General features: G+C 64.3%; 20 protein-coding genes and 1 pseudogene. 13 read left to right on the forward strand and 8 right to left on the reverse strand.

The features are described from left to right. Positions 1 to 151 precede the first annotated feature (151 nt). Positions 152 to 848, reverse strand: a pseudogene (locus K3888_RS16980) (IS3 family transposase); the annotation flags it as partial. Positions 849 to 1,601: 753 nt separating this feature from the next. Between K3888_RS16980 and K3888_RS16985 the strand changes: the two are divergent. From K3888_RS16985 to K3888_RS16995, 3 genes are all read left to right on the forward strand, one after another. Next, on the forward strand, positions 1,602 to 2,384 hold the full coding sequence (locus K3888_RS16985; RefSeq protein WP_230931463.1) for a ParA family protein: 783 nt from the start codon (positions 1,602 to 1,604) through the stop codon (positions 2,382 to 2,384). 614 nt (positions 2,385 to 2,998) lie between these two features. Beyond that, positions 2,999 to 3,160 carry a toxin-antitoxin system HicB family antitoxin gene (locus K3888_RS16990; RefSeq protein ID WP_182657746.1) on the forward strand — a complete coding sequence of 54 codons (162 nt, stop codon included), beginning with the start codon at positions 2,999 to 3,001 and terminating at the stop codon, positions 3,158 to 3,160. 990 nt (positions 3,161 to 4,150) lie between these two features. After that, positions 4,151 to 5,305 carry a hypothetical protein gene (locus K3888_RS16995; protein ID WP_230931464.1) on the forward strand — a complete coding sequence of 385 codons (1,155 nt, stop codon included), beginning with the start codon at positions 4,151 to 4,153 and terminating at the stop codon, positions 5,303 to 5,305. Positions 5,306 to 5,561: 256 nt separating this feature from the next. On the opposite strand, the gene K3888_RS17000 is transcribed toward K3888_RS16995, so the two are convergent. Next, positions 5,562 to 5,801 (reverse strand): helix-turn-helix domain-containing protein, encoded by a 240-nt coding sequence (locus K3888_RS17000; RefSeq protein ID WP_182657748.1) that lies wholly within the window; start codon positions 5,799 to 5,801, stop codon positions 5,562 to 5,564. Positions 5,802 to 6,025: 224 nt separating this feature from the next. Here K3888_RS17000 and K3888_RS17005 point away from each other — a divergent pair, with 224 nt between their 5' ends. Beyond that, positions 6,026 to 6,289: a hypothetical protein gene (locus K3888_RS17005; protein ID WP_230931465.1), complete on the forward strand. Its 264-nt coding sequence runs from the start codon at positions 6,026 to 6,028 to the stop codon at positions 6,287 to 6,289. Positions 6,290 to 6,375: 86 nt separating this feature from the next. Here the strand turns inward: K3888_RS17005 and mobF are convergent, their stop codons facing one another. Continuing rightward, positions 6,376 to 9,996, reverse strand: a complete 3,621-nt coding sequence (mobF, locus tag K3888_RS17010; RefSeq protein ID WP_308282015.1) for a MobF family relaxase — start codon at positions 9,994 to 9,996, stop codon at positions 6,376 to 6,378. Positions 9,997 to 10,299: 303 nt separating this feature from the next. Here mobF and K3888_RS17015 point away from each other — a divergent pair, with 303 nt between their 5' ends. Both K3888_RS17015 and K3888_RS17020 read left to right on the forward strand, forming a co-directional pair. Then, positions 10,300 to 10,608: a hypothetical protein gene (locus K3888_RS17015; protein WP_230931466.1), complete on the forward strand. Its 309-nt coding sequence runs from the start codon at positions 10,300 to 10,302 to the stop codon at positions 10,606 to 10,608. Beyond that, complete coding sequence (locus tag K3888_RS17020; protein WP_230931467.1) at positions 10,592 to 11,164, forward strand: hypothetical protein; 573 nt, start codon at positions 10,592 to 10,594, stop codon at positions 11,162 to 11,164. Before K3888_RS17015 ends, K3888_RS17020 begins: the two co-directional genes overlap by 17 nt. Before the next feature lie 77 nt (positions 11,165 to 11,241). On the opposite strand, the gene K3888_RS17025 is transcribed toward K3888_RS17020, so the two are convergent. Both K3888_RS17025 and K3888_RS17030 read right to left on the reverse strand, forming a co-directional pair. After that, positions 11,242 to 11,565 (reverse strand): hypothetical protein, encoded by a 324-nt coding sequence (locus K3888_RS17025; protein ID WP_230931468.1) that lies wholly within the window; start codon positions 11,563 to 11,565, stop codon positions 11,242 to 11,244. Positions 11,566 to 11,706: 141 nt separating this feature from the next. Further along, positions 11,707 to 12,267, reverse strand: coding sequence for an ATP synthase subunit B family protein (locus tag K3888_RS17030; RefSeq protein ID WP_230931469.1), 561 nt, complete (start codon positions 12,265 to 12,267; stop codon positions 11,707 to 11,709). A gap of 220 nt (positions 12,268 to 12,487) precedes the next feature. On the opposite strand from K3888_RS17030, the gene K3888_RS17035 reads away from it, so the two are divergent. The 7 genes from K3888_RS17035 (at position 12,488) to K3888_RS17065 (ending at position 19,851) form a co-directional block, all read left to right on the forward strand. Next, positions 12,488 to 12,769, forward strand: a complete 282-nt coding sequence (locus tag K3888_RS17035) for a hypothetical protein (RefSeq protein ID WP_230931470.1) — start codon at positions 12,488 to 12,490, stop codon at positions 12,767 to 12,769. A gap of 101 nt (positions 12,770 to 12,870) precedes the next feature. Then, the gene (locus tag K3888_RS17040; RefSeq protein ID WP_230931471.1) at positions 12,871 to 13,917 is read left to right on the forward strand and encodes a PDDEXK nuclease domain-containing protein; all 1,047 of its coding nucleotides are present in this window, start codon (positions 12,871 to 12,873) and stop codon (positions 13,915 to 13,917) included. A gap of 145 nt (positions 13,918 to 14,062) precedes the next feature. Beyond that, on the forward strand, positions 14,063 to 14,329 hold the full coding sequence (locus K3888_RS17045; RefSeq protein ID WP_230931472.1) for a helix-turn-helix domain-containing protein: 267 nt from the start codon (positions 14,063 to 14,065) through the stop codon (positions 14,327 to 14,329). A gap of 436 nt (positions 14,330 to 14,765) precedes the next feature. Then, a complete protein-coding gene (locus K3888_RS17050; RefSeq protein WP_230931473.1) occupies positions 14,766 to 15,530 on the forward strand; it encodes a M23 family metallopeptidase in 765 nt (254 codons plus the stop codon). Positions 15,531 to 15,612: 82 nt separating this feature from the next. Continuing rightward, positions 15,613 to 16,572, forward strand: coding sequence for an SURF1 family cytochrome oxidase biogenesis protein (locus K3888_RS17055; RefSeq protein WP_230931474.1), 960 nt, complete (start codon positions 15,613 to 15,615; stop codon positions 16,570 to 16,572). A 252-nt stretch (positions 16,573 to 16,824) separates the two neighbouring features. Next, positions 16,825 to 18,819, forward strand: coding sequence for a bifunctional copper resistance protein CopD/cytochrome c oxidase assembly protein (locus K3888_RS17060; RefSeq protein ID WP_230931475.1), 1,995 nt, complete (start codon positions 16,825 to 16,827; stop codon positions 18,817 to 18,819). A 540-nt stretch (positions 18,820 to 19,359) separates the two neighbouring features. Next, entirely contained in the window at positions 19,360 to 19,851 is a 492-nt protein-coding gene (locus K3888_RS17065) for a M23 family metallopeptidase (RefSeq protein WP_230931476.1), read from the forward strand. A gap of 97 nt (positions 19,852 to 19,948) precedes the next feature. On the opposite strand, the gene K3888_RS17070 is transcribed toward K3888_RS17065, so the two are convergent. From K3888_RS17070 to K3888_RS17080, 3 genes are all read right to left on the reverse strand, one after another. Beyond that, positions 19,949 to 21,187 carry a Dyp-type peroxidase gene (locus K3888_RS17070; protein ID WP_230931477.1) on the reverse strand — a complete coding sequence of 413 codons (1,239 nt, stop codon included), beginning with the start codon at positions 21,185 to 21,187 and terminating at the stop codon, positions 19,949 to 19,951. Positions 21,188 to 21,193: 6 nt separating this feature from the next. Beyond that, positions 21,194 to 21,754: a copper chaperone PCu(A)C gene (locus K3888_RS17075; protein WP_230931481.1), complete on the reverse strand. Its 561-nt coding sequence runs from the start codon at positions 21,752 to 21,754 to the stop codon at positions 21,194 to 21,196. A gap of 260 nt (positions 21,755 to 22,014) precedes the next feature. Continuing rightward, positions 22,015 to 22,656, reverse strand: coding sequence for a vitamin K epoxide reductase family protein (locus tag K3888_RS17080; RefSeq protein WP_230931478.1), 642 nt, complete (start codon positions 22,654 to 22,656; stop codon positions 22,015 to 22,017). Positions 22,657 to 22,774 lie beyond the last annotated feature (118 nt).

The raw sequence follows: 22,774 nt of genomic DNA on the forward strand, positions 1-22,774 counted from the left end.
CGGCCACGAACGCTCTACGGCCCGCGTCGTCGGGTGGCAGGTCTCGAAGATCCGGGAAACCGACTTGGCACCGGACGCGTTGAACATGGCGATCTGGCAACGCGCTCACGCCGGTGCCGACTGAATCGCACTGGGTCTGATGGAGGCTCGGCTATTGGATTCCGACCAGGGTCTGGTCGGCCCGTTTCGTAGCGTAGAACGTCTCCTCGAACTCTGCTGGCGGCACGTCATTAAGATAGCCGTGCAGGCGGTCGTTGTTGTGCCAGTGGACCCAGCTCAAGGTGGCCAGCTCGATGTCCTCGACGGTCTTCCACGGCCGTCCCTCGCGGGCAGGGCCGCGGATGAGTTCGGCCTTGTAGTAGCCATTGACCGTCTCAGCGAGCGCATTAATCGTAGGAATCTGCGATGGTGCCGATCGAGGGAGTTGCTCCGATTTCGGCGAGGCGTTCGCCGTAGCGAATCGACGTGAACCGCGACCCGGCATCGCCGTGACACCGCAGGCCGGTCAGCTGGGTGCCGCGTGACCAGCGGGCCATCTCGATCGCGTCGAGGACCATCGTGGTGCGCATGTGCGAGGCGACCCGCCACCCGACGATCGTTCGTGAGAAGGCGTCGATGATGAAGCAGACGTAGGCGACGCCAGTCCAGGTCGGGACGAATGTCAGGTCGGTGACCCACAACTGGTTCGGCGCGGTGGCAGTGAAGTCGCGACGCACGAGGTCAGGGCGGCGCGGCATCCCCGGGTCGGGTTGTGTGGTGCGCACTCGCTTGCTGCGCCGGACGCCCTCGATCCCGCCAGCCCGCATCAGCCGGGCGACCTGGTCCCGGCCGATGTCGTGACCAGCACGCCCGCGGAACGAAGCCCGGAACACTGTCCACGACGACCCCCAACCCGTGGAAACCTGCATCTAATGCAAGGGACCTGCGGCACGCTGCGCCACGACCACACTGACAGTCCCACCAGGACTAGCGCGGCGATTGGCAGGATCCACCGCCCCAGCAGAAAAGCTTGGAGCTGCCACAGCTGCTCGTCACTCAAAAACTGTAGGCCGCTGCCCCGGTCCGCCAGCGACATGTACATCGTCCAGGCACTGGCCGCACTGATCCCCGGTAGCCACATGTGGAGCGACCCGGCCACCAAGAGCACCGCCATCGGGAAGAACACCCAGAACCACGAGAAGCCCTCGCGATTCTGCGCGGCGTGCCGAGGCGGGACGGCAGCTCTGACCAGCACGACCATCAACACGGCGAACGTCCACACCCCCACCATCACGCTGCCGGCAACCGCCATCATCAATGACACCAGACCCAATCAATCGCGGTTAGTGCTGGTATGCGCATTTCCGTGGCCTTCGCCGTGGTGGAGGACTGTCAGTCGAGCCGCAGTTAGCTACTGTAGCAATGCGCGCAATGCTAGCACTGCTAGCTAGCCTGGCACGTATAGTTACGTGCGCTTTGCGAGTTTCCATTGCACAGATAACTATGAGAGGTAACGTAGCTAGAGATGCAGCACTAGCTACCAACGAGTACCTCAGTGCACATACATGGCCAGCCAAACTAGCGGCTACCTCTGGCTGGCATCCACTTCGAGAGGAACGTACATGATCCGAAAGTTAGCGCTCTGTAATCAGAAGGGCGGCGTCGGCAAAACTGCAACGACGCTCGGGCTGGCTAGTGCGCTGAGCGCTCAAGGGCGCAACGTTCTGATTGTGGACGTCGATCCCCAAGGGAACTCCACCACGGGACTCGGTGTCGAAATCACGGACGGCATGATGACCACGTTCGACCTCATGAACCGAACAGCTTCGGGATCTGCGGCCGACGCCGTCATCGCAACTCCATGGGACAGGGTTGACCTCATCCCGTCCAACGAAGCACTAGCCAACATCGAATCAGACGGCGCCAACGATTTGATCTTCCGCCTCGACATCGCATTCGAGGGGCTCGACCTCTCGCCCTACGACGCGGTCCTCTTCGATTGTCCACCGTCACTGGGGAAGTTGCTCTTTGCCGTGCTGTGCGCAGTCGACGGGGTCATTGCTGTGACCGAGCCGACCATCGACAGCGTCCGGGGGATCGAGAACCTTCAGGAAACGATCCGCAATGTTCAGAGACGACCGAACCCCCGGCTCGTAATGGAAAAAATCGTCCTTAGCCGTAAACGGGCCACCGGGGAGCACCAATTCCGCGAACGCGAGTTGCGTAGCACTTACGGAGAACTGGTCGCGAAGACCGCCATTCCGGAACTTACCGCCCGACAGGACGCACATAGCACTCACACGCCGATCCACAAGTTTACTGGCGGCAAGGCATTGGCTCTCCAGGTGGCTTACACAGATCTACTTTCCGAGCTGGCGATCGACATCGAAGGAAACGCAGCATGAGCGTCCAGCGTGAACCCGCAATCCGACGAGCTGCCCACCCCGCAGCAGACTTGCCAGAGCGGCCTACCCCGGCCACCACACCGGCCGCTGCCGTGCCGCTTCCCTCCCCACAGCCAACCCAGCCAGCTGGGCGAGGGGAGGAGCGACTGACGGAGCAGCACAATGTCCGGCTGCGCCCATCAACGAAAGCGCGGCTACTCCGCGCTGTCGACAAGCTTCGCTACGAGACAGGCGACCGCTCTATAAGCATCGCATCTATCACCGACATCGCAATCGTCGAGTACTTGGAGTCTCGAGACTGCTGATCAGGAATCAACAGTCTTGAGCAGCATCGGATCGGGCGCCGGCGCCCACTAGCGCCCTCCGAATGGCGCTGGTTCTGGTCGATGCTCTCAGACCAATGCCAAACTCGAGTTTCAAGCGAGGATGGCGGGCCGCCGACCCACGATCGACTGACTCCTGAACTTCAGCCTGCCGTCCCACGCACTATCTACCGTCATTTTTGACGTCGTGAGCGTGTCGCACCCATTTCTGACGTCAGGCATGCGAATTTTGACGTCATGGCGACCACACGTTCTGGGCCGGGCAGACCAGCCCTAGGGGAGCGGACACGCATGACGGTCCGCGTACCTTCGGATGTTTACGACGCGCTTCGACGTGAAGCCAAAGCACGTGGCATCTCCATGAACCAGTATGTAGCCGAAGTCGCTGCGACACACCTCGGCATGCCCGAAGCCGTGTCGAATTTTGACGACCAGGAGGCGATCCCAGCGTGAAGTAGTCAGATCTGTGACTGACAACTAAAGATCATGCAATCCGCAAAATGACTGATCCCGGCCCACTGACCGGTGGACCGGGATCGAAAGTCAAGAGTTTGAGTTGGCGCTCGAACTCGGGGTTGCTCACCATTTAGGAGAGCTGTGCTTCCAGGCACCTCTCAGGGTAGGTCATACCTTCCGGACGGTCCAGTCGTTCCGGACGGCGTGTCCTATTCTGATACCAGAAAAACCGCATCCCATCAGGCCAACACGTGGTGGGAATCAGTGGCGAGTGCGTGGAGTCCGCGCCCGTATGTGCGTGTCGATCCACGCAAAGCGCACACCTTCTCGACAACTCGACGCTTCACCGACGGCGCCCCCGGCCCGGATGTGCCATATGCGCTGCATTTGACCGATGACGCCGGCCGCTTTCGCCTGCTTGCTCTGGACTTTGACGCCCATCACGCCGGCTCAACCGCCACCGCAGACCTCGCCAACTGCACCTCCGCTTTGACCGCCACCGGGGTCGAACATCTGGTGTGCTCATCCGGGCCCGGTGGGGGGTACCACGTGTGGATCCGCCTCAGTGCCGCGATCTCACCGGCCCGGCTCGCACCACTAGTGGACGCATTCGCCGCCGCCTGGCCTTCACTTGACCGCGGACCTCTGGCAAACCCTCGCACCGGCTGCGTTCGCGCTCCGGGCTCGCCCCACCGCTCCGGCGGAGCCTCGGTCCCTCTCAGTAGCACCGACATTCGCCCCGCATCTCTTCGAGCCTTACATCGGGTTACCGAACACCTCGACACGCGTCCGAGTCCCATTTCAGGGCCGCATCCGCAGGTGACGACCCGGCCGGTGCATGTTGATATCCAGGGGCGTCCGTACCTGGCCGGCCCACGCCGACCGCTCGCCGCCAGGATTCGCGCTCTCGCCGACACCCCGATCGCTGCTGGCACAGATGCTTCAGCGATTGGGTGGTCAATCCTGCTGGCCTGCGCACATGCCCGTATGCAACACCGAGACCTCGCCGAGGCAGCATTCACGGCGCAGTGGCCGGGTCTGGAGTTCCTGCGCACCCGCCGCACAGCAGGCGGCCGGACCCCGCGCCTGGACGCCGAGCAGGAGCTCGCACGTCAGTGGACCAAAGCCGTCACCGCGGCCAGCTACACCGGCCCCGCCACCTGCACCACCAGCCCAGCCCGGCACACCGTGGAACAGACCGTCGCAGACCTGTTAACCCGAATGGACAGCAAACCGCAGCAGTGGCAGGGAAAAACCGGGTCCCAGGCACGCCTGGTCCTGCTCGCCCTAGCCGCCCGCACCCTCGATGCCGCCACGGAAGAAGTCCATTTCTCCGAAAGAGATTGGGCCTTGGCAGCGGGCCTGGCCCGAGACACCGTCGCAGACCGGCTTAAAGACCTGACCGACCGCGGCTGGATCCGGCGCACCCAGCGGGCGGTGGGCCCGTGGGCCGCGACCTGGGGGCTGGTAGCGCACGGGGGCGGGGAGACAAGAAGTGGCGCAGTATTTTCCCCAGCCCTTGAGCAGCGGCTGCGAGCAGAGCTGGAATCCGCCCGCGCGGACATCTGGCATGCCCGTTCGCTAGGGGTGCTCGGCTTGCGGGTGTGGGATCTGCTGCGCACGCAGCGCCTGCCGGTGCGGCAGATCGCCGCTCGTCTTGGGATCTGCGCGGCAACGGTGCGCAGCAAGCTTGGCGCACTCCAGGCGTACGGCTTGTGCACCTCGAACGGGCGCGTCTACCAGGGCCGCTCCCGGTTAGCCCGGGCAGCGGCGCTAGCTGGGGTGACGGGAGCGCATGCAGATCGGATGCGGTTGTACCGGTTGCAGTCGGCGGTATTTGTGTGGTGGTTCACCACCCGCTACCAGCAAGATCAATCCGACGCGCTAGGGGAGTGGGGCCACTTCCCGACTCCCGGTGAGGCCGAGCAGGTCCACCCGGTCGACATTGCGCTGGCCTACGGAGCAACAGCCACCGGCCCGCCGGTGGAAGCAACCACGTGGGGGGCCGCAATGGCTGCTCAAGACCGGCATCGGGAGGCTGACCCGGCAAGCTGGTGGGAGCTGGTTGCCGCGGCCCGTGCTGCCCTGCCCGCCCCAGATGTGCTGGCCGCCCCTCACCAGTGGTCGAGCGCCGCAGCCTGATCCTGGCCAGAGGTCGTGGCTCAGAGGGACGCTCACCACAGGGCAGGGGAGAAGACGATGGGTTCCTGTTCCGCGGTGTGGGTGTCGTGTTGGTGTTCTGCGGCTCGGTGGCCAAGGAACAACACAGCGAAGACGCTAGGGGCGTAGTCGGTGCCGGCTGGAGCTTCGGGCGGATCGGAGGTGGCGGTGTCGGTCCGGTGGGAACTGATCACCACTGCCAGCAAAGTCGCCTGAACGCGCGCCAACGCACATGTGGTCAGGGAGCAGGCGGGCGGTGCAGGCCTTCTACTAGGTGGGCGGGATCGACGCGCAGCGCGGCGGCAAGACTGAGCAGGTTCAGCAGTCCGACATTGCGTTCACCGCGTTCGACCGAGCCAACGTAGGTGCGGTGTAGACCGCACGCTTCCGCCAACGCCTCTTGTGACAGTCCGGTACCTGCGCGTGCGGTGCGGACACGAGTGCCGAACTGGGTGAGCAGGTCGGCATCGCAAAGCATGCCTTCACAGTCACCCGATGAACACTATCGGTCTACAGACTATAAGTAGCATCGAAGGGGAGTGATTACGATAACCACCGATAAGGGAGCACATGCCTAAATCGAAAGGCAGAAAGACCAAGAACACTCGGTCCCGAAACCGGGTGGACCCCCGAGCGTCAACAACGTCGACGGTGGCGCCATCTCAGGCGCTGTACCTGCCGTTGCCATACCCTGCCTGGCAGATGTCCGAGGTCGTGGCGACGATCCAAAAGGTGGTGCCGTCCCTGACTGAGGAGGTGCTGCTGCAGATGCTGCTATCGCACCCGCTGCATCTGCGTGATGTTGACGGAGCCGCGCACTCGATCACGCCGCTCGATCTCGTTGGCGATGACCAAGCCAGTGCTAGCGAAGTGCTGGCGTCCCTGAAGGTGCTGCACGAGCTGGGAATGTTGACCTGGGACGCCACCTCGCGCACCCATCAGCTCGCCGAACCTGGCCACTCCTAACCCTCAACGAGAGGCTCGCGCCGTCACGAGAGGCTGGTCCAGCCCCTTGGTGGGAGCGCAGCAGTGCCCTGCCGACCTGCAACCTTCTACAGTTCTGGCCCCTGTGTCGGTTCCTCAACCGGCCCCGGGGTCTCGTAGTGCCCGAACTCGGCCGTATCAGGTGAACGGGAGGGGGAGAAAGCGTCTGCGGCGAACGGGTCGGAGACATCGAATGGGTCCGGCCCGCCGAAAGGGTCCGTAGCGGAGGCAAACACGTTCCCGCGGTGGCTGAGGTAGGACGCGAGGAAGTCGTCAACGTCCGTGGTGGCAGGAGCGTCGACCGGCGCGGTGGTGAGCGTGTGGCGAGTGTCGGTCAGCCACTTGGCCAGTTCGGGGTCACCGGTGGTGGTTTCTGGCGGGGGAGTGGGCAGTTCGAGCTTCTGACCGGCCTCGCGGGTCACGTGTCGTATCCGGTGGGCGATGACTGCGCCAGCGGATTTCGCGGTGTCGAGGGTGTCGGTGGCCTCGGACCACATTTCTCGGGGGTCCAGACCTGCCAGTGCCGCTTCGGTCCAGGCGTGCGCAATCTCGGTGCGCAGCTCGGGGTCAGCATCAATCTGGTGGGCGTAGGCACGAGGGAGGGTGTCGATGTACTCGGGCAGGGTGGCTGCGGTGAAGGCGGTGGCGGCAAGGTCTGCGCCGTGGCGGTACAGCGCTTCCAGGCGCTGCGGGTCGGTGGCGTCGGTGTATTCCTGCCGCAGGGTTTCTACCGCTGAGGTGTGCCGGGTGTCGCGGGCCAGAACGGAGGACAGCACCTCGAGTGCGGTGGGTGCGGGACTATCGCCGGCCGAGTGCATGTGCCCATCCTCGGCAGCCAGATCCAGGTCAGGCTCGCACACAGCGTAGACGCGGTTCTCTTTCTTGCCTCGGGTCATGGCGACGTACAGGCCGGCCCGATCGACAGCGGAGTCAATGACAGCGTGAGTGGTGTCGACGGTCGCGCCTTGGGAGCGGTGGATGGTGGACGCGTACCCCAGGTGGATGCTGTCTTTGGCGTACTTCGAGGGGATCAGCATGTTCTGCCCGTTATTGATGTCCCGCACCGCCAGCGACCCGTCGTCGGCAAGGCCAGTCACGGTGAACAGCTGACCGTTGATGACCCTGCCCAGGTACTTGCAGTCGTCGGTGTAGAGCTTGGAGTTCTTGCGGGCGAGCACAGTGTCTCCCACTCCCACGGTGTCCCCGCGGGAGACGGTCGTGGTGCGCACGTCATCGACCAGACCCTCTGCCACTCGGCCTGCCCGGATGACTTCGTTGAGGGTGTCGACGTCCTCATTGCGGGAGGCGATGATCAGCGACTTGCGGCCTGCCTCACGGTCGGCGATGTAGGCCTGCACTGCATCGGTGAGCATGGACTCGCGGTGCCCACCGGTCACCCAGCCGCGATCTTCGTATAGCTGGAGGGCATCGGTGTTGCCGACCCGAACGCCCAGTGTTGCCTGCGCTTGCTCGGTGTCTGCGCCCATGCGCATCACTTGCTCGAGTTCCACGGTTCCAGGGGTGCGGCACACGTCGGCAAACACTCCACCGGAGTTCACTGCCGACAGCTGGTACGGGTCACCGATGAGGCGAACAACGGCCCCGGCCTCACGAGCGATTTCGGTCAGCGCGGCGAGGTTCTCGGTGCTGGCCATGCCGGCTTCATCGACCAGGAGCATGTCGCCGGGGTTGATCTGAACTGGCAGTGCCGACAGGGTTTTACCGGGCTCGGTCGGGTGGAGTCCGCGCCAGGTGAACGTCAGTGAGTCGATGGTGTGCGCGGGGGCGTCGATGTCTTCGGACAAGACGCTCGCGGCAGCAGCTGAGGGGGCCAGACCGATGACGTTTCGGCCAGTGGCCTGCCAGGTTCTCGCGACGATGGTCATGGAGGCGGTCTTGCCGGTGCCGGCCGGTCCCACCCCGGCGGCGACCAGTGTTCCTGCGCTCACCAGGTGCTGCGCGAGGGCGTGCTGGCCGGCGTTCAAGCTCCACCCCGACGCGGCTTCATGGGCCTTCTCGGCGGCGGCGAGGTCTGCCTCGGTCGCGAACACTGTGACCGGGTTTCGTGCCCCGTCCAGCACAGTTGTTTCGGCGTCCAGGACGGCGTGGGTGGTGAACTTCTCGGAGTTCGCGGGACGGTCGATTCCTCTGCCACTTGTGGCCGTCAGCGTGGTTGGAAGGGTAAGCGGCTCCGGTGGTGTCAGGGGTACAGCAATGGCTGTCATCGCATGGTCTAGCACCGCCGTGTGGGCGGCAGCCAGCTCGTCGGACGTAGTGAACCGGTAGCCCTTGAGCGCGGTCGATACGGCGGTGTCGACGTGAGAGGCCCGGAAGTGTGCGCGCGTCTGGGTGACCTGGCCGATGGCCTGTTCGGCGACGAGCTGGACGTGTTCGTCTGCGACGAACACCGGGCGCTGGGTCTCGGGATCATTGACTGTCACTGCCGCAATCATCTGCTCGATGGCCTCGGCTCCGACGCGCTGCTCGGCGCTCTGCCGCCATGCCGTGCGGTGAGCATCCAGGGACTGTGCGGGCTTCTTCCCGTCGCGGGTGTCGAGGATGGCTTTCTGCCACAACGCATACGCCGCCCGCTGTGAGGGCTGCCGGCTGTACTTGGCGACATAGTCGTCCACCAGCTGGTTGAAAACCGGGCGTGCCAGGGTGCGCCGGGAGGAAAACATCTCGATCAAACGTCGGTCGATTCCGGCGATCTCCCAGATCGGAGCCTTGTCCGGGTGCGGGTAGTTCGCGGTGAACTCCAGGCCCATCTGCCGGGTCATTTTGTCGTGCAGAATCGCGTCATACCGGGCCGATATCGTCTGCTTCATCTGGAAGATCGAACGCCCGTCCAGGGACAGCCAGCGCCCGTCCGGACCCTGGACCTTGTTGGAGATCAGCACGTGCGAGTGCAGGTCCGGGTCGCCACCACGAGTGTCGAAGTGGGTGAACTCGGAGGCGAGGATTCCACGAGTTGTGACCTGCTCGATCCCGTTCGTCCCAACCCGTGTGTAGATCGCGTTCTCCTCCGCCCACGCCAGTGCTTCGGCCACAGCTTCGTGGTGCAACGCGGCGATCTTCGACGATGTTTGCTCGTCCGCGAGTGCCCACAGAACGCTGACACTTTTCACTGGGGAGAACGTGAAATCAAACCCAGCGACGGCTTGCTGAACCTGATTGCGCTCCCGGTTCACCCACGCAATGACGTCTTTTCCCGAGGCGTGCTCGTAGCCGAACTTGGCGGTGTAGAACGGGCGACCGACCTGCTCGGCAATCTCGCCACGCTCGAGGGTGGTGGGGCGTCGGAGCTCGGCCTTCTGGAAGTCCCGCTCCGCGGCGGCGATAGCCTCCAGGACGTCGACACCACCGGAGTAGACGCGGAACGCTCGGCCCAGTTTGCAGTCCTTCAGCGGTGTTCCGGCGAGCATCTTGGCGTCGGTGTCCGGGTGCAGACCTTCGCCATACAGAGCGGCCATCTGAGCTTCGGTGACGACCGCCCCGGCGGTGGCTGACTCCGAGTCCAGGCCTTCTAGACCGGAGCCGATCCAGCGTCCTGGTGGGGTGCCCTTGGCGGCGTAGTAGTCCGACAGTGACTGCCCCTGGGGGTCGGCGTCGTGGGTAGCCACCGAGCGCAGCAGGTACTGGTATCCAGTACCCGCGTGTACCGCCCGAAGACTCATCACACACGTCATCGTAAGCGCCCAAGGTCGGCGCGTCTACGCGCCGCAGTGCGCAGCGCTGTGACCAGCAGTTTCCCAGTGTCATTCACAATGCACCCTGTGTGTGGCAGTTTGTGACGAGCGACAGCGAGGATGAAATAGCGCGGTACGTGCTGGGCGTGGAGCGGCGATCGGGGACCAGGACGGGGAGACGATGACGGCGGCATGGTGGTTGGGGATTGCGGCACGATGGGTGGGGCAATAGGGTCGGGTGCCATGGCGGCTACCAAGACTGATTCACGTTCACAAACCGCACGCGCGAGGGCTCGTCAGGCGATGGCCGACGAGCTGGAGCGGGCACGCAAGCGTGAGGCCAAGCTGGTCGCGGTGTTCTCGGCGATCGACGCCCGCAATGACGCGCAGATCGCCCTCGGCCAGGCGCTCATCGAGCTTCGGGACCTGGGTGTGGCGCAGGCCGACCTGGCGGAGATGACCGGACTGTCCGCCCGCGAGGTCGGGGCGGCGATCCGCGCCGCCAAGGACAACACCACCGACACCGACGACACGGTCAACGATGCCGACGGCGGTGACACGCCAGCGGCGGATCAGACCTCGGCGGACACCAACGGTGACCAACAGCACTGAGCCCGTCCCCGGCGGATGGTTCGAGGACATCCCGCTGCCGGGAATGGACGCCTGCCCCCGGCCCCGGCCTGCCCCGAGGCGGTCCAGGCCGTACGACTCATCACTGCCTCCGACCGAGGCGGCGGTCGCCGCGTTTGGCTCCCGTGTCGTGCGCGCCCCGGGCAACGGGTGCCACATCTGGACCGGCGCCATCTCCGACGGGTACGGACGGATCACCTGGCGACAAGGCGGCGTCAGCAGAACCGAGTACGCGCACCGCTTCGCCCTCCTAGTCGCCGGCCAGCTGACCGCCGAGGCGATCGGTGAGCACCGCTGCAACGAACCCTTGTGCGTGCGCGTAGACCCGGACCATCTCATCGCCTCAACCCAATCAGCGAACCTGCTCTACGCGGTCGCCTGCGGACGGACCGGCATCATCCGCAACACCACCGAACGCCACGACCGGCACGCCCGCTCCCTCGCGGTCCGCGACGCGGTCGCCGGCGGCTGGAACCCCAAGGCCTACGCCCAAGCTTGCGGCAACACCGCGCCGCTAGAAGAGCCGCCACTGTTCTAGAATCGTCTCCAAACACCTACAGCTATGGCCCCACCGCTTCGGTGGGGCCATAGCTGTATCGGTCGGGGTGGGAAGTGTCAGCGGGCGGCCGCCATGCGTCTCTGGCGGCGCAACTGCCAGTAACGCGGAATCGTCCACCGCAACGGCGTCCTATCGATCACCACCAGCGCCAGACGGGACCGGTAATGCACATCGTTGCGCACGGCGAACGACCAGTGACCGACGAACCACGCCACCAATCCCAACGCCATCACCGTCGGCGCCCAGGAGCTCGACTGCACCACCCCACAGAAGCCGATCACGGCGCAGATGCCTCCGATGCCGCGCGCCAACGGCGGCACCAAAAGCGAGGCCACAGCGACCACCGCCACGGCCTGTACCGCGGTCTGCAGGTCCCACATGACACCCCTCCCGTGTTGGCGTTCCGGCTGTTACGACCCGAACTCAACCGGCGGAGCTCCGAGCCGCTTGTTCATTGCCTGTCCTGCTCTGTCAGTGTGCTCGCCCGGTCCGACACGACAAGACCATCACGGTGCGGATCGCTACTTGTCCTCGGCGGCCTGCCCGGAGGAACGAAACGCGTCCAGCAGTTCACGCAAGGTGTCCGAGGTGGCCTCGGCCCGCACCCGGGCACGGTCGGCCTCCTCGGCCTGCACGCGCGCTTGCTCCGCCTCACGCTGGACCGTCTCGAGTTGCTGGCGAACCTGGGTGAGTTCGGAGCGTAGCTGTTCGGCGTCCCGGACCGCCTCGTCTCTGGCTGCGTCGGCGTCTGCTTGCTGCGCCATGGCTTCCTCCGCCGTGGCGAGGGCGTCGGCCTCGCCCGCGCGGGCGGCATCGAGCGCCACCGCGGTGGCCTCGTCTGCCTGCTCGGCGGCGCGCTTCCACGCCGCCGCCCACACCGAGGCCACCATCGCCGACATCGGCTCAGACAAGTCCGGGGCCTCGGGAACCTCGCCTGCTGCGCCCGTGGCGTGCTCGCGCATCCACGCCGCTACCTCGCCGATCCGCACCCCCGCCTGTTTCTGCACCGCCCGCACGGTGACCTTGTCCCCCCGCGCGACGAGTACGCCGTAGGCGTGAGCGATCTTCTCCGACGTCGACATGGCAGCCCTTCCAGATTCAGCGTCCGGTAACCGGTAATCGGTAACGTGTTTTGTTTCCTACGTTACCCATTCTAGGTGACGCCCGCGCCCATGTCGAGGATCGAGCGCTGACCGCTGCTAAGGCGCCCGGCGTCCGGCGGCGAGCACACCGGCGGCGACATGAGCCGGGTGGACAATTCCACGTACCAACGACTGAACGGAGAAGATTGTGGATGCAACAATGCTCGCGCTCACTCTGAGCGTGTGCGCGTACTGCGCGATCGCGGTGACCGTGATGGTCGCCGTGCCCGCCGGTCGCGGACATCACATTGGCCGTCCGGGGACGTTCGTCGGCATCGCCTCCGGCGTGACAGGCCTGGGACTGTCCGGAGTCGCCGTCCTGGCGTCGTCGGCGGTCCTGCCCATGGTCGCCGGAGGCGCCATCGGCGCCAGCCTCATCGGAGCTGGCCTCGGCTTGGCCCTGAGTGAGGCGGTGAAGGCTCTTCCCGCCGGCAGGGATTGAACTTTGAGGGCCCGGCCCCGGCGAGTCGCCATTGACGGGCCTGGCACATCTGCAGCCGGTTGCTATCCAGCGTGCCGGGGTAAACCTGTCAGGATAGACGGGTGACCTCCCGGGACCTGGACCTGCCATCCAACTATGGGCGCCTCGTCGAGGATCTCAAGGACAGGGTCCGACGAGCACAGGCCACCGCGCAGCGAAGGGTCAACACCCAGCTGATCGAGCTGTACTGGTCCATCGGACAGGCTGTGCGCGAGGAGAGCGCCCGGCAGGGGTGGGGTAGCGGTGTGATTCGCAGGCTCGCCGAGGATCTTCGGGCCGAGTTCCCCCAGATGAAGGGCTTTTCTGCCCGAAACCTGCAGTACATGGCGACCTTCGCCGGCGCCTGGACTGCCGGACCAATCGCGCAACAGCCTGTTGCGTACTTGCCCTGGGGGCACGTGACTGTCCTGCTGGACAAGCTCAGCGCTCAGGACGATCGAGACAAGTACGCAGCCGCGGCCGTCGAGCACGGCTGGTCGCGCAACGTGCTGGCCAACATGATCGCCAGCAGCGCCCTCGAACGCCGCGGGGCGGCTCCGTCGAATTTTGCGCAACAGCTTGTTGCGCAAGATTCCGAGCTTGCCCAGCAGATCGCCAAGGACCCGCTGATCCTTGATTTTCTGGACCTGTCCGGCGAGGTCGCCGAGCGTGAGCTCGAGGAGTCCCTGACCGACCGGATCGTCGATACGCTGCGCGAGCTCGGCCCGGGATTCGCTTTCGTGGGAAGACAAGTGCACTTCGACGTCGGGGGCGAGGACTTCTACGCTGACCTACTGTTCTTCCACGTCGAGCAATTGCGGTACGTCGTCATTGAGCTCAAGACCGGCAAGTTCAAGCCAGAACACGCCGGGCAGCTGCAGTTCTACGTCGCCCTGGTCGAGGACCGCTTGCGCCGCGCCTCGCATGCCCCGACTGTCGGGATCCTGGTCTGCGGCAGCCGCAATGATCGTGTCGTCCGCTACGCACTGAACCAAGCCGGCGCACCCCTGGCCGTCTCAACCTTCAGCTATGAGGCCCTACCCGCCGCAGAGCAAGAGGCACTACCCAGCGAAGACGACCTCACCGCAGCCCTGGCCCAAATCACCGAGAACGACCAAGACCACTCGTAAACAACGCTGGAACACACCGTAGCCCCAAAACAGGGCCCGACCAGCCATTACGTTAACGCCGATAACTATTATTATGTAAAGTGGTACTTGTCGATAGCGTTAATTACTACTTGACGTTCCCAGGCATACGCGGACACTGGAGGCCATGGAGACCCCTCGCCTGGTCCAACTCATCGACGCCCACAAACGCGCCTACGGCGTCAGCGAGTCCGAACTGGCCCGCCGAATCGGGATCACCCGCCAGAACCTGCACCTATGGCGCACCCACGGACTACGCGGCCTGCCAGCCCGAACAACGCTCGACGGCGTGGCCGCCGAACTGCGCCTCCCATATGTCCAAGTTCTCGAGGCAGCCCTACGCGATGCCGCCTACCTCGACGCCACCGACAATGTGACCAGCACCGTAGCCTGACCTATCCCCTGAATCGGCCTAAATTCCTGCGCTGATTGCCGCGGCGGTCAATCACCCCGTCGGCGATGATGGCAACTTTCCAGAGGCTGAGGGTATGCCAAAAGCCCAGAGGCGACAGATCCCTGCCCGTGATGTCGAAGTACCGCTCGACAAATTCTTCTCGGGTGGGAAATCCATCGAGTGTGGAAGCGGGGAAGTCACCGTCGGCAAGTGACCCGCGCCCCGCTCCAGGCGGGGCGTTGCCCCTTCGACGGCGACGGCCTGGAAGCCGCACCTCTAGGGACCTGTTGTCGCCAGGTCACCAAAAGTTGCGGCCAGACCGGACGTGGAACACGGACCATCACCCGTTTGACCTGCACTGTTTCAAGTCTCAGGAAACTCTCCACGACAGGCCGATATGAAACTGTTACCGTTTCGAGAGTTATCGGAGACCCCAGTGGGCAGCCGGAAGTTTTACCACGTCGAAGGAATCAGTATGTCGAACTCTTTGCGGGCTGTGCCGTTCGCAGATCTCATGGTCTCGCTCGGTGTCGAGACCCCTGCGTCCTCCGTTGGACGGCATCGAGCCTCCCACACTGCGGGAATCGGCCGCATTGCTGCCATCACACTGGCCGGCGCGGCAATCGCGAGCGGCGCAGCGCTGAGTGCCGCACCTGCCGCCTCCGCGCAGTCGTCTGATCTCGAGCAGATCGGGCAGATGGTCCAAGAGGTTGGCGCTCAGCATGGCATCGGGGCCGAGCAGGTCCGGGAGTACGCCAGCCAGGTTCCCGGGTTAGATCAGCTCGGCCTCGGTTCCGTGGAGCTGCCGGTCAGCGGCAATGCGCACAAGCCGACCGACGGCACTGTCACCTCGAGCTTCGGCCCTCGATGGGGCTCCAATCACAGTGGCACCGACTTTGGTGCCCCTATCGGCACTCCGTTGTACGCCGCCAAGTCTGGCACTGTCGTTGCTTCCGGACCGGTCGCCGGCTACGGGTTGTGGATCCGCATCCAGACTGACGACGGCTACCTCCTGGAGTACGGCCACAACAATGCAAATTACGTGGCCGTGGGCGAGCGTGTCACTGCTGGCCAGGTGATCGGTGAAGTCGGTAATCGCGGTGACTCGACCGGCCCGCATCTGCACCTGGGAGTGCAGAACCCCGCCGGCCAGTGGATCGACTCGGTGTCGTGGCTTGCGGCGAACGGTGTCATCGTCTGACGGATGTGCTCACCGCTGTGATCTCGACAAGCGCGAGATCCCAGATGCTGATCGCCTTGTTCCCAGGTCTACCGTGAACTGGGTGCAGAGGTTCTTTCGTGTGATCACGTCGGGATGGCTGATCGCCTTTATCGCCGTCGCGCTTTTTGCGTACGTATGCTTCACACTGCTCGCGCCGTGGCAGTTGGGTAAGAATGAGGATCTCCAGGCACGCAACTCTCAACTCCGTGAGAGCATTGAGGCCGATCCCGTTCCGCTGGCGGAACTGACAACGGGCGACACTGCGCTGGAGCAGTCCGAGTGGCACCTCGTGACGGCGACTGGCCGTTATCTTCCGGAGGCAGAAGTTCTTCTGCGTCAACGAGCGATCGACGGCCAACCCGTATATCAGGTCTTCGCCGCCTTTCGAACCGAGAACGGCACTGATCTTCTCGTCAATCGCGGATGGATTCCAGTCGGCGAGAACAACTCTGTGCCGGCCTATCCCGCTGTGCCGGCCGATGCCGTGACCATCACCGCCAGGCTCCGTATGGCCACCGATGCGCCAGCCGAGCCCATTGTTCTTCACGGTCGACAGATGGTGCGCAATGTCGAAACTTCGGCAATAGGCCCACTTGTGGGCCTCGAGCTCGCGCCGCACCATCTCGAACTCCCCGGCGACCAGCCAGGGTCACTCGAACCAGTGCCGACCCCGACCATCGAGGCGGGCAGTTACCTGTCCTATGGAATGCAGTGGCTCTCGTTCGGGGTCTTAGCACCAATTGGTCTCGGATACTTCCTGTGGAGTGAAATCCGGGAACGTCGTCGCAGCCGTGCCGACGACAGTGACCTCGAGAACGGCACTGGCGACAACCCCGAGGGGCGGGGTGACGACAGCGGCGATGCTGCCGCCGATTCATCAGGCCGTCCCGGTGCAGCCACCGCTAGCGGGCACATCTCGCATGAGCACCTCATGGAAAAGACCGTTCGTGATCGCTACGGCACCAGGTTCGACGCGGAACGGCGGCGCCATCTGCGACAAGGGAATCGTCTCGATTTTTGAGTGTTGCTGCCCCAATGTGCTGACCGAACCTTTCCTTTCCGTCGCCGTGACCCGCCAGGCGGCTACCCATCGACCTCTCGATTGATCTCGAACGACTCCGGGACCCTCGAGGTGCAACCCGAAGCCTGGTTGGCGACGGCCACGGCGAGCCGCGCTCACTTTCCTGGCCCACGCCGTCAACAGGCCCCCCATTCGTCGCTGCCCCCCTTCGTCCATTCCGGTTCTCGGTACTGAGCTTTCTATGATGAGTCCATGAGTTCCCCTGTGGCGGGCGTGCGCCGACCTGTGTGGCCGGTCATTTTGATCCTGCTCGTCATCGGCGCCGCTCTGGCGGTCATCCTGTCCGGACTATCAACAGCGCAGGCCCTGGTCCTTCTGGGTATTCCCGATCCGGGGATCCTGACCACGGCGGGACTACCCGCGATGCGGGTGATCGCCGAATTGCTCTGCACCGTGGCGGTGGGCACCGCGATGTTCGCGGTGTTTTTCACACCTGCAGCACCCGATGGAACCCTCGACGTGGCCGGGTACCGCGCACAACGAATCTCATCGTGGGCGAATCTGGCATGGGCGGCCTCGGCCGCGCTGCTCGTCTTGCTCACCCTCTCCGACACCTCGGGCAGACCCTTGTCAGCCTCGCTTCCGCCGGAGCAGTGGATTATCGCGGTCGACCAGATCGAGGTCGCCTCCTCGTGGCGGTGGGCTGCTCTGCTGGCTCTAGTTGCTGGCATCGGACAGCGCTTCAGCCTCTCGTGGCGCTGGTCAGCGGTATGGCTCGCCGTCACCGTTTTGTCACTGCTGCCGGTCGCGGCGACGGGACACGCGGCCGGCGCGGTCGCACACGACATCGCCACCAATTCGCTCATCCTCCACCTCTTTGCCGCTGCGGCCTGGGTTGGTGGCCTCATCGCCGTGCTCATACACACCTGGCGAGGAGGCAAGAAGGTCGCGCTCGCACTGCGTCGGTTTTCGGCGGTCGCGACCGTGGCGATCGTGGTGATGGCACTGAGCGGCGTCATCAATCTCTTCACCCGTTTGCATCTGTCCGACCTGCTCACCTCCACATACGGGTTACTCGTCGTCGCCAAGCTTTTCGCTCTGGCTCTGCTGGGCTTGTGTGGCTTGCTGGTGCGCGCCCGCATCATCGCCGATCTGGACAACCTGGACTCCGACGCACCGCTTCGCCGTCGTGATCTGATTCGGATCACCGGCATTGAGGCTGGATTGATGGCCGCGACCATGGCCATTGCTGTATCCCTGGGCCGCACCCCACCCCCGGCACCTCGCTACCTTCCGAGCGTCCATGAATCGCTGATCGGCTTCCAACTCCCCGGGCCGATCACGATGGCCACGATCGCCGGACAATGGCGATTTGATCTGCTCTTGGGAACTATGGCTGTCGTCGCGCTCGGTCTTTACCTCTGGGGCCTGAGAACGCTGCGGAGGCGAGGAATCGAGTGGCCGGTCGGTCGCACCCTCTCGTGGGTGGCCGGTTGTGTGTTCCTATTTCTGACCACCAGCTCGGGCTTTGGCATGTACGCACGGGCCGAGTTCTCCGCCCACATGACCGCACATATATCGCTGTCCATCGTCGTGCCGCTCTTCCTCGTCATGGGGGGGCCGATAACCCTCGCCCTCCGTGCTCTACCTGCCGCTGCACCCGCAGATCCGGCCGGCCCGCGCGAATGGCTGCTCGAGTTCATCAACAACCCGATCTCCCGGTTTCTCACCCACCCGGTCGTCGTCGCAGCACAGTTCGTAGCGGGCTTCTACCTCTTCTACCTCGCCGGCATGTACGACGAACTGATCTCTGAGCACATGGGCCACATGTTCATGAACGGGTTCTTCCTGCTCAGCGGCTACCTGTTCTTCTGGGTGATCATCGGCGCGGACGAGACGCCAAAGCCTGTGACTCCTCGCACCAAGTTCTTCGTGCTCCTGGGTTCAATGCCATTTCACATCCTCTTCGGGATCATGCTGATCACCTCGCAAACGATCCTCGCCGAGTCCTGGTACAGCGATCTCAACCTGCCGTGGATCCCTGACCTTCTTCACGCCCAGCAAGTCAGTAGTGCCCTCGCCCTGGCCGCGGGCGAGTCGATGCTGTTCGTCGTACTCCTCATCCTCGGCCGCAGATGGCATTCCAGCAGCAGACAAACGCGACAACATGCCCACCGCGCCACGGCAGACGAGGGTGCCGAACTGCGCGCCGAGAAGGCACTACAGCAGGGGCCAAGCACCAACTGACATCGCACTCACCGAGGTAGAGCCGCGTGCCTGCGGGCCAGCGGGCGAATGACCCTCGCACGGGGTGGGCACCGCTCCCCCGATGGTTGCAGGGGCCGGATCGGCTCGACTACTTTGGTACCGGGTAAGATCACGAAAGTATCACGGTGCAGCGACAGAGGGGACACGGCGGCAGTGGAGAGAAGGCGCGCTCGCCGCAACGGAGACTCGCTCACAGTCGATCACTGGGGGCTTGTCGGCCCGGCTCGGCACCGCGGCGAACATCGCCGCCTCTCTCATCCAACGGCAGTCCGAGATCGGGTCATCGTGGTCGCAGTTGCTGCAGGAGCAATCACCTCCTCGGGCAGCGCTCTGGCCATCCAGCATGAAGACGCCTCCGGTGAACACATCGACCTGATCGCACACCAATCCACAATCAGTCCGAGCGTGCCCGACGCGCCACCCACTGCCTCGGTCCAGCCTCAGGCGCCCGTGCCACTTCCTAGCACCCCTGAGCCCGTCACTCCACGGGACGAGGCCACGGCAGACGAGGCCAACTCCATGGTCACCTCGTTGATGACCGGCACGGCCATCGATACGCAACGACAGATCATCGAGGAGACCGCGCGGCGTCCGCAGGCAGCGATGCCGACGAGCGGTTCGCTGACCTCCGGATTCGGTCAGCGCTGGGGCACCCTCCACGGCGGCGCCGATATCGCCAACGCTATCGGCACACCCATCTTGGCGGCCAGCGACGGCATCGTTATCGATGCCGGGCCAGCGCAAGGATTCGGCAACTGGGTTCGCATCATGTCCGATGAGGGCACGATGACCGTTTACGGCCACATGGAAGAAGTCCTGGTGTCCACGGGTCAACGCGTACAGGCAGGACAAACCATCGCCCTGATGGGAAACCGCGGATTCTCCACCGGCCCTCACCTGCATTTCGAGGTCTGGACCAATCAGGGACGAGATCGCGCGGATCCCCTGGAGTGGCTCCGCCAAAAGGGCGTCGACCCGGACTCCAGCACTTCGCTTTCCGTTCAAAGCTAACGGTGAACTCTTTTCGAGGCACGGACGCCCGCCAGTGCGGTGCACCGCCTCGGGATTTCAACTGACTGTCGATGCCACTGGCCAGTACCTCGGGCGGTTATCCCTCCAACGCTCCTTGGCCGATATAGCCACCCTCCTGGCATCCGGGCGGAATGGCGAAGACCGCTGATCCGATCGGCACCGTCCAGGTATTGAGCATGTCCTGCTCGGCTAGTCGTTGCTGGATCGGGAGGTATTGCCGGACCGGATCGGCTTGGTAGGCGGCGAATAGCAGTCCGGAGTTGCTGATCTGACCCGGCTGCGGGGTGTCGTCGTAGTTGTACGGTCGACGCAGGATCGTCTCGCTGCGGTTACTCGAATGCGCACGGGCTATATGCGATTCGGCGGGAATGACGGTCAGTCCGACCTCGTTCATCGCCGTGAAGTCGGCGGGGTCGTGCTCGACCGTGCCAGTGAGCGGCGCACCCGAGTCCAGTTTCCGTCCCACCGACAGCTCGCGGCTGTTTCGATCGATCTCCTCCCACGTATTCATCGTCATCCGGATGCGGCGCAACACCAGCGACGTCCCCCCACGCATCCATGGCCGGTCAGCGCCGTCTGAAAACAACAGCGCCTCGAAATCGGACTCCTCTGGGGCAGGGTTGACGGTGCCGTCGAGCTGACCGAACAGATTCCGCTGCGTCCGGCCGGACGGGTCGGTGCCAACTGCCCGCCGGAATCCACGCTGGGCCCACCGCTGAGTGACGACACCACGGACACCAGAAGCCAGGACGCGGGCGGCGTGAGCCACCGTGAGGGGGTCATCCGCGCAGATCTGCAGCAACAGGTCTCCACCCGACCACCGGTCCTCGAGACGGTCGATCTGCGGGAAAGCAGGTAGCGGCCGAAGCCACTGCGGGTTGCGGTCACCGAGTCCGACCTTGTCGAGCAGGTCGGGGCCGAAACCGATGGTCACTGTCAGTCGGGCCGGACTCTCGGCCAACTCGGGCTGGAGGTCGGCAAGTCCACTTCGGCCCCGCGCCAACCGGGCGGCGTCGTGGCTCCAGGTGCGCAGCACTCCCGTGAGATTATCGCGGTGCGCATCTTTACTGAGGTCGAAGGCGAGGAACACCGCGTGTGCCTGCGGCGCTGTGGTCACTCCGGCCTGTCGGTCGCCATAGAACGGCTCCGTCGCGTCTCCGACTGCGCGGGAATCGGCGAGGGCCGCTCTGTCGGGGGAGCTGGAACTGGCGGTCCTGTCGCTGACACCGAATCCCACGACGCCGCCGGCCAGGGCAGCGCCACCGGTCAGAAAGCCCCGACGGCCCAGTGGTGAACCACGGTTCGATGTAGCCACGTTCGCTCACTCCCCGCCCTGATATTCTTCGTTTCCCCCCTCAAAGGATCGCCCTGGGACGACCATCTCGGCGGTGCTGCCGCCCTCGAATTCAAGGGTGATCGTCACCTGTTGGCCTGTGGTGATTGGATCACGCAGCCCGATGAGCATGATGTGATTGCCTCCCGGTGCCAGAACGAGTTCACCGCCTGGGGGGATCGCAAACCCTCCCTCGCGCTTCTGCATCGTCGCCGCGCCGGCCGGGCCCGGCACTGTCTCGTGCAGCTCGGCCTGCTCGGACACTTCGGAGGACGCACCGACCAGCCGGAGGTCGGCGTCGGACTGATTTCGCAGGGTGCCGAACACCGGCGTCATCACCTCGGTCTGGCGATTCATCTCGCCACCGGAGTGCTCAGCTTCGGCGCCATTCGTGTCAGCGGCTTTGACCCAGACGTCCTCTGGTACCACCGGGACCACCTCAGCCGGTGCCGATGACGTCGTCGAAGCGTCGCCTGGGGAGTCGGCAGTGCAGCCGGACAGCAGCAAAGTACCGGCGGTGATCGCCGCAGCGAATACCGATTTACGCATTGTGCTCACTCGAACTCTCCCCCTCCACAACACAGAGGGTTGGGTCCACCGTCGGCGTCTGGCAAACACCTCGCACTCACATGAAGGACCAAGTTGAGGCAATTCAAACGGCGGAACGTTACTACCAGTGTATGATCCGCTGCTTTTCCACATGCAAGGGGGCGGTCGAAGACCTGTGCGTAGCCCCGCGAGCGATGATCCGCGGCGCGGGCGGGGCGCTCAGACCGCGCAAGAGGGGGCCCGGGAGGTAGGGCTGGCGGTTACATCAAGCTGATCCAGTAGTCCCAGAATCGGGCCGCGATCAGTGCGATGACGGCGAGAATCCAGGCGGTGAGAATGACGCCGTGGTACCCCGTGGCGAACTCGATGCACTGTCGCGCCCAGCGTGGCGGGGGCCCTTGGAAGTGCTGGAGGTTGAACACGGTGGTGTACCAGAATATCGGGATCGTCACCGCCCACACGATCATGCAGTACGGGCACAACGCGCCGATCACGTAGAGACTCTGAAAGATCAACCAGTGGACGAACACCACCGCAAAAGTGACACCCACTTGGGTGCCAACCCAAAACCAGAGGCGAAATCCGCTGCCGGCCAGGACTGCTCCACCGACGACAGCGACGGCGGCGAAGCCGGCGATTCCGATAATCGGGTTCGGGATGCCGAAGGCCTCAGCCTGGGGTGTGGTCATGACCGAGCCACACGAGAGAATCGGACTGACGTTGCAGGTGGGTATGTAGTCAGGGTTGACCAGTAGTTCGAGTTTCTCGACCAGCAGCACGATCGCTGCGGCAAGTCCAACGAGCCCTGCTCCGATCAGCAGTGCGCCGAGCCGACGAGCGGAAAGGGCACCGGCCTGCGAGTGTGCGGAGTTCGCCTCTCGCCGTGGGGCGGTTTCAGTCATTCAGGGCTGCCTCGATGCTGGCTTCCAGGTCGGCAACGGTAGTCGGCTCGAGGCGTTGGCCATCCAGAAACAGCGTCGGCGTGCCGGTTACTCCGAAGGCTTGCGCGTCTTGTCTGCT

Source organism: Dietzia aurantiaca (assembly GCF_021033825.1).
Lineage (GTDB): Bacteria > Actinomycetota > Actinomycetes > Mycobacteriales > Mycobacteriaceae > Dietzia > Dietzia aurantiaca.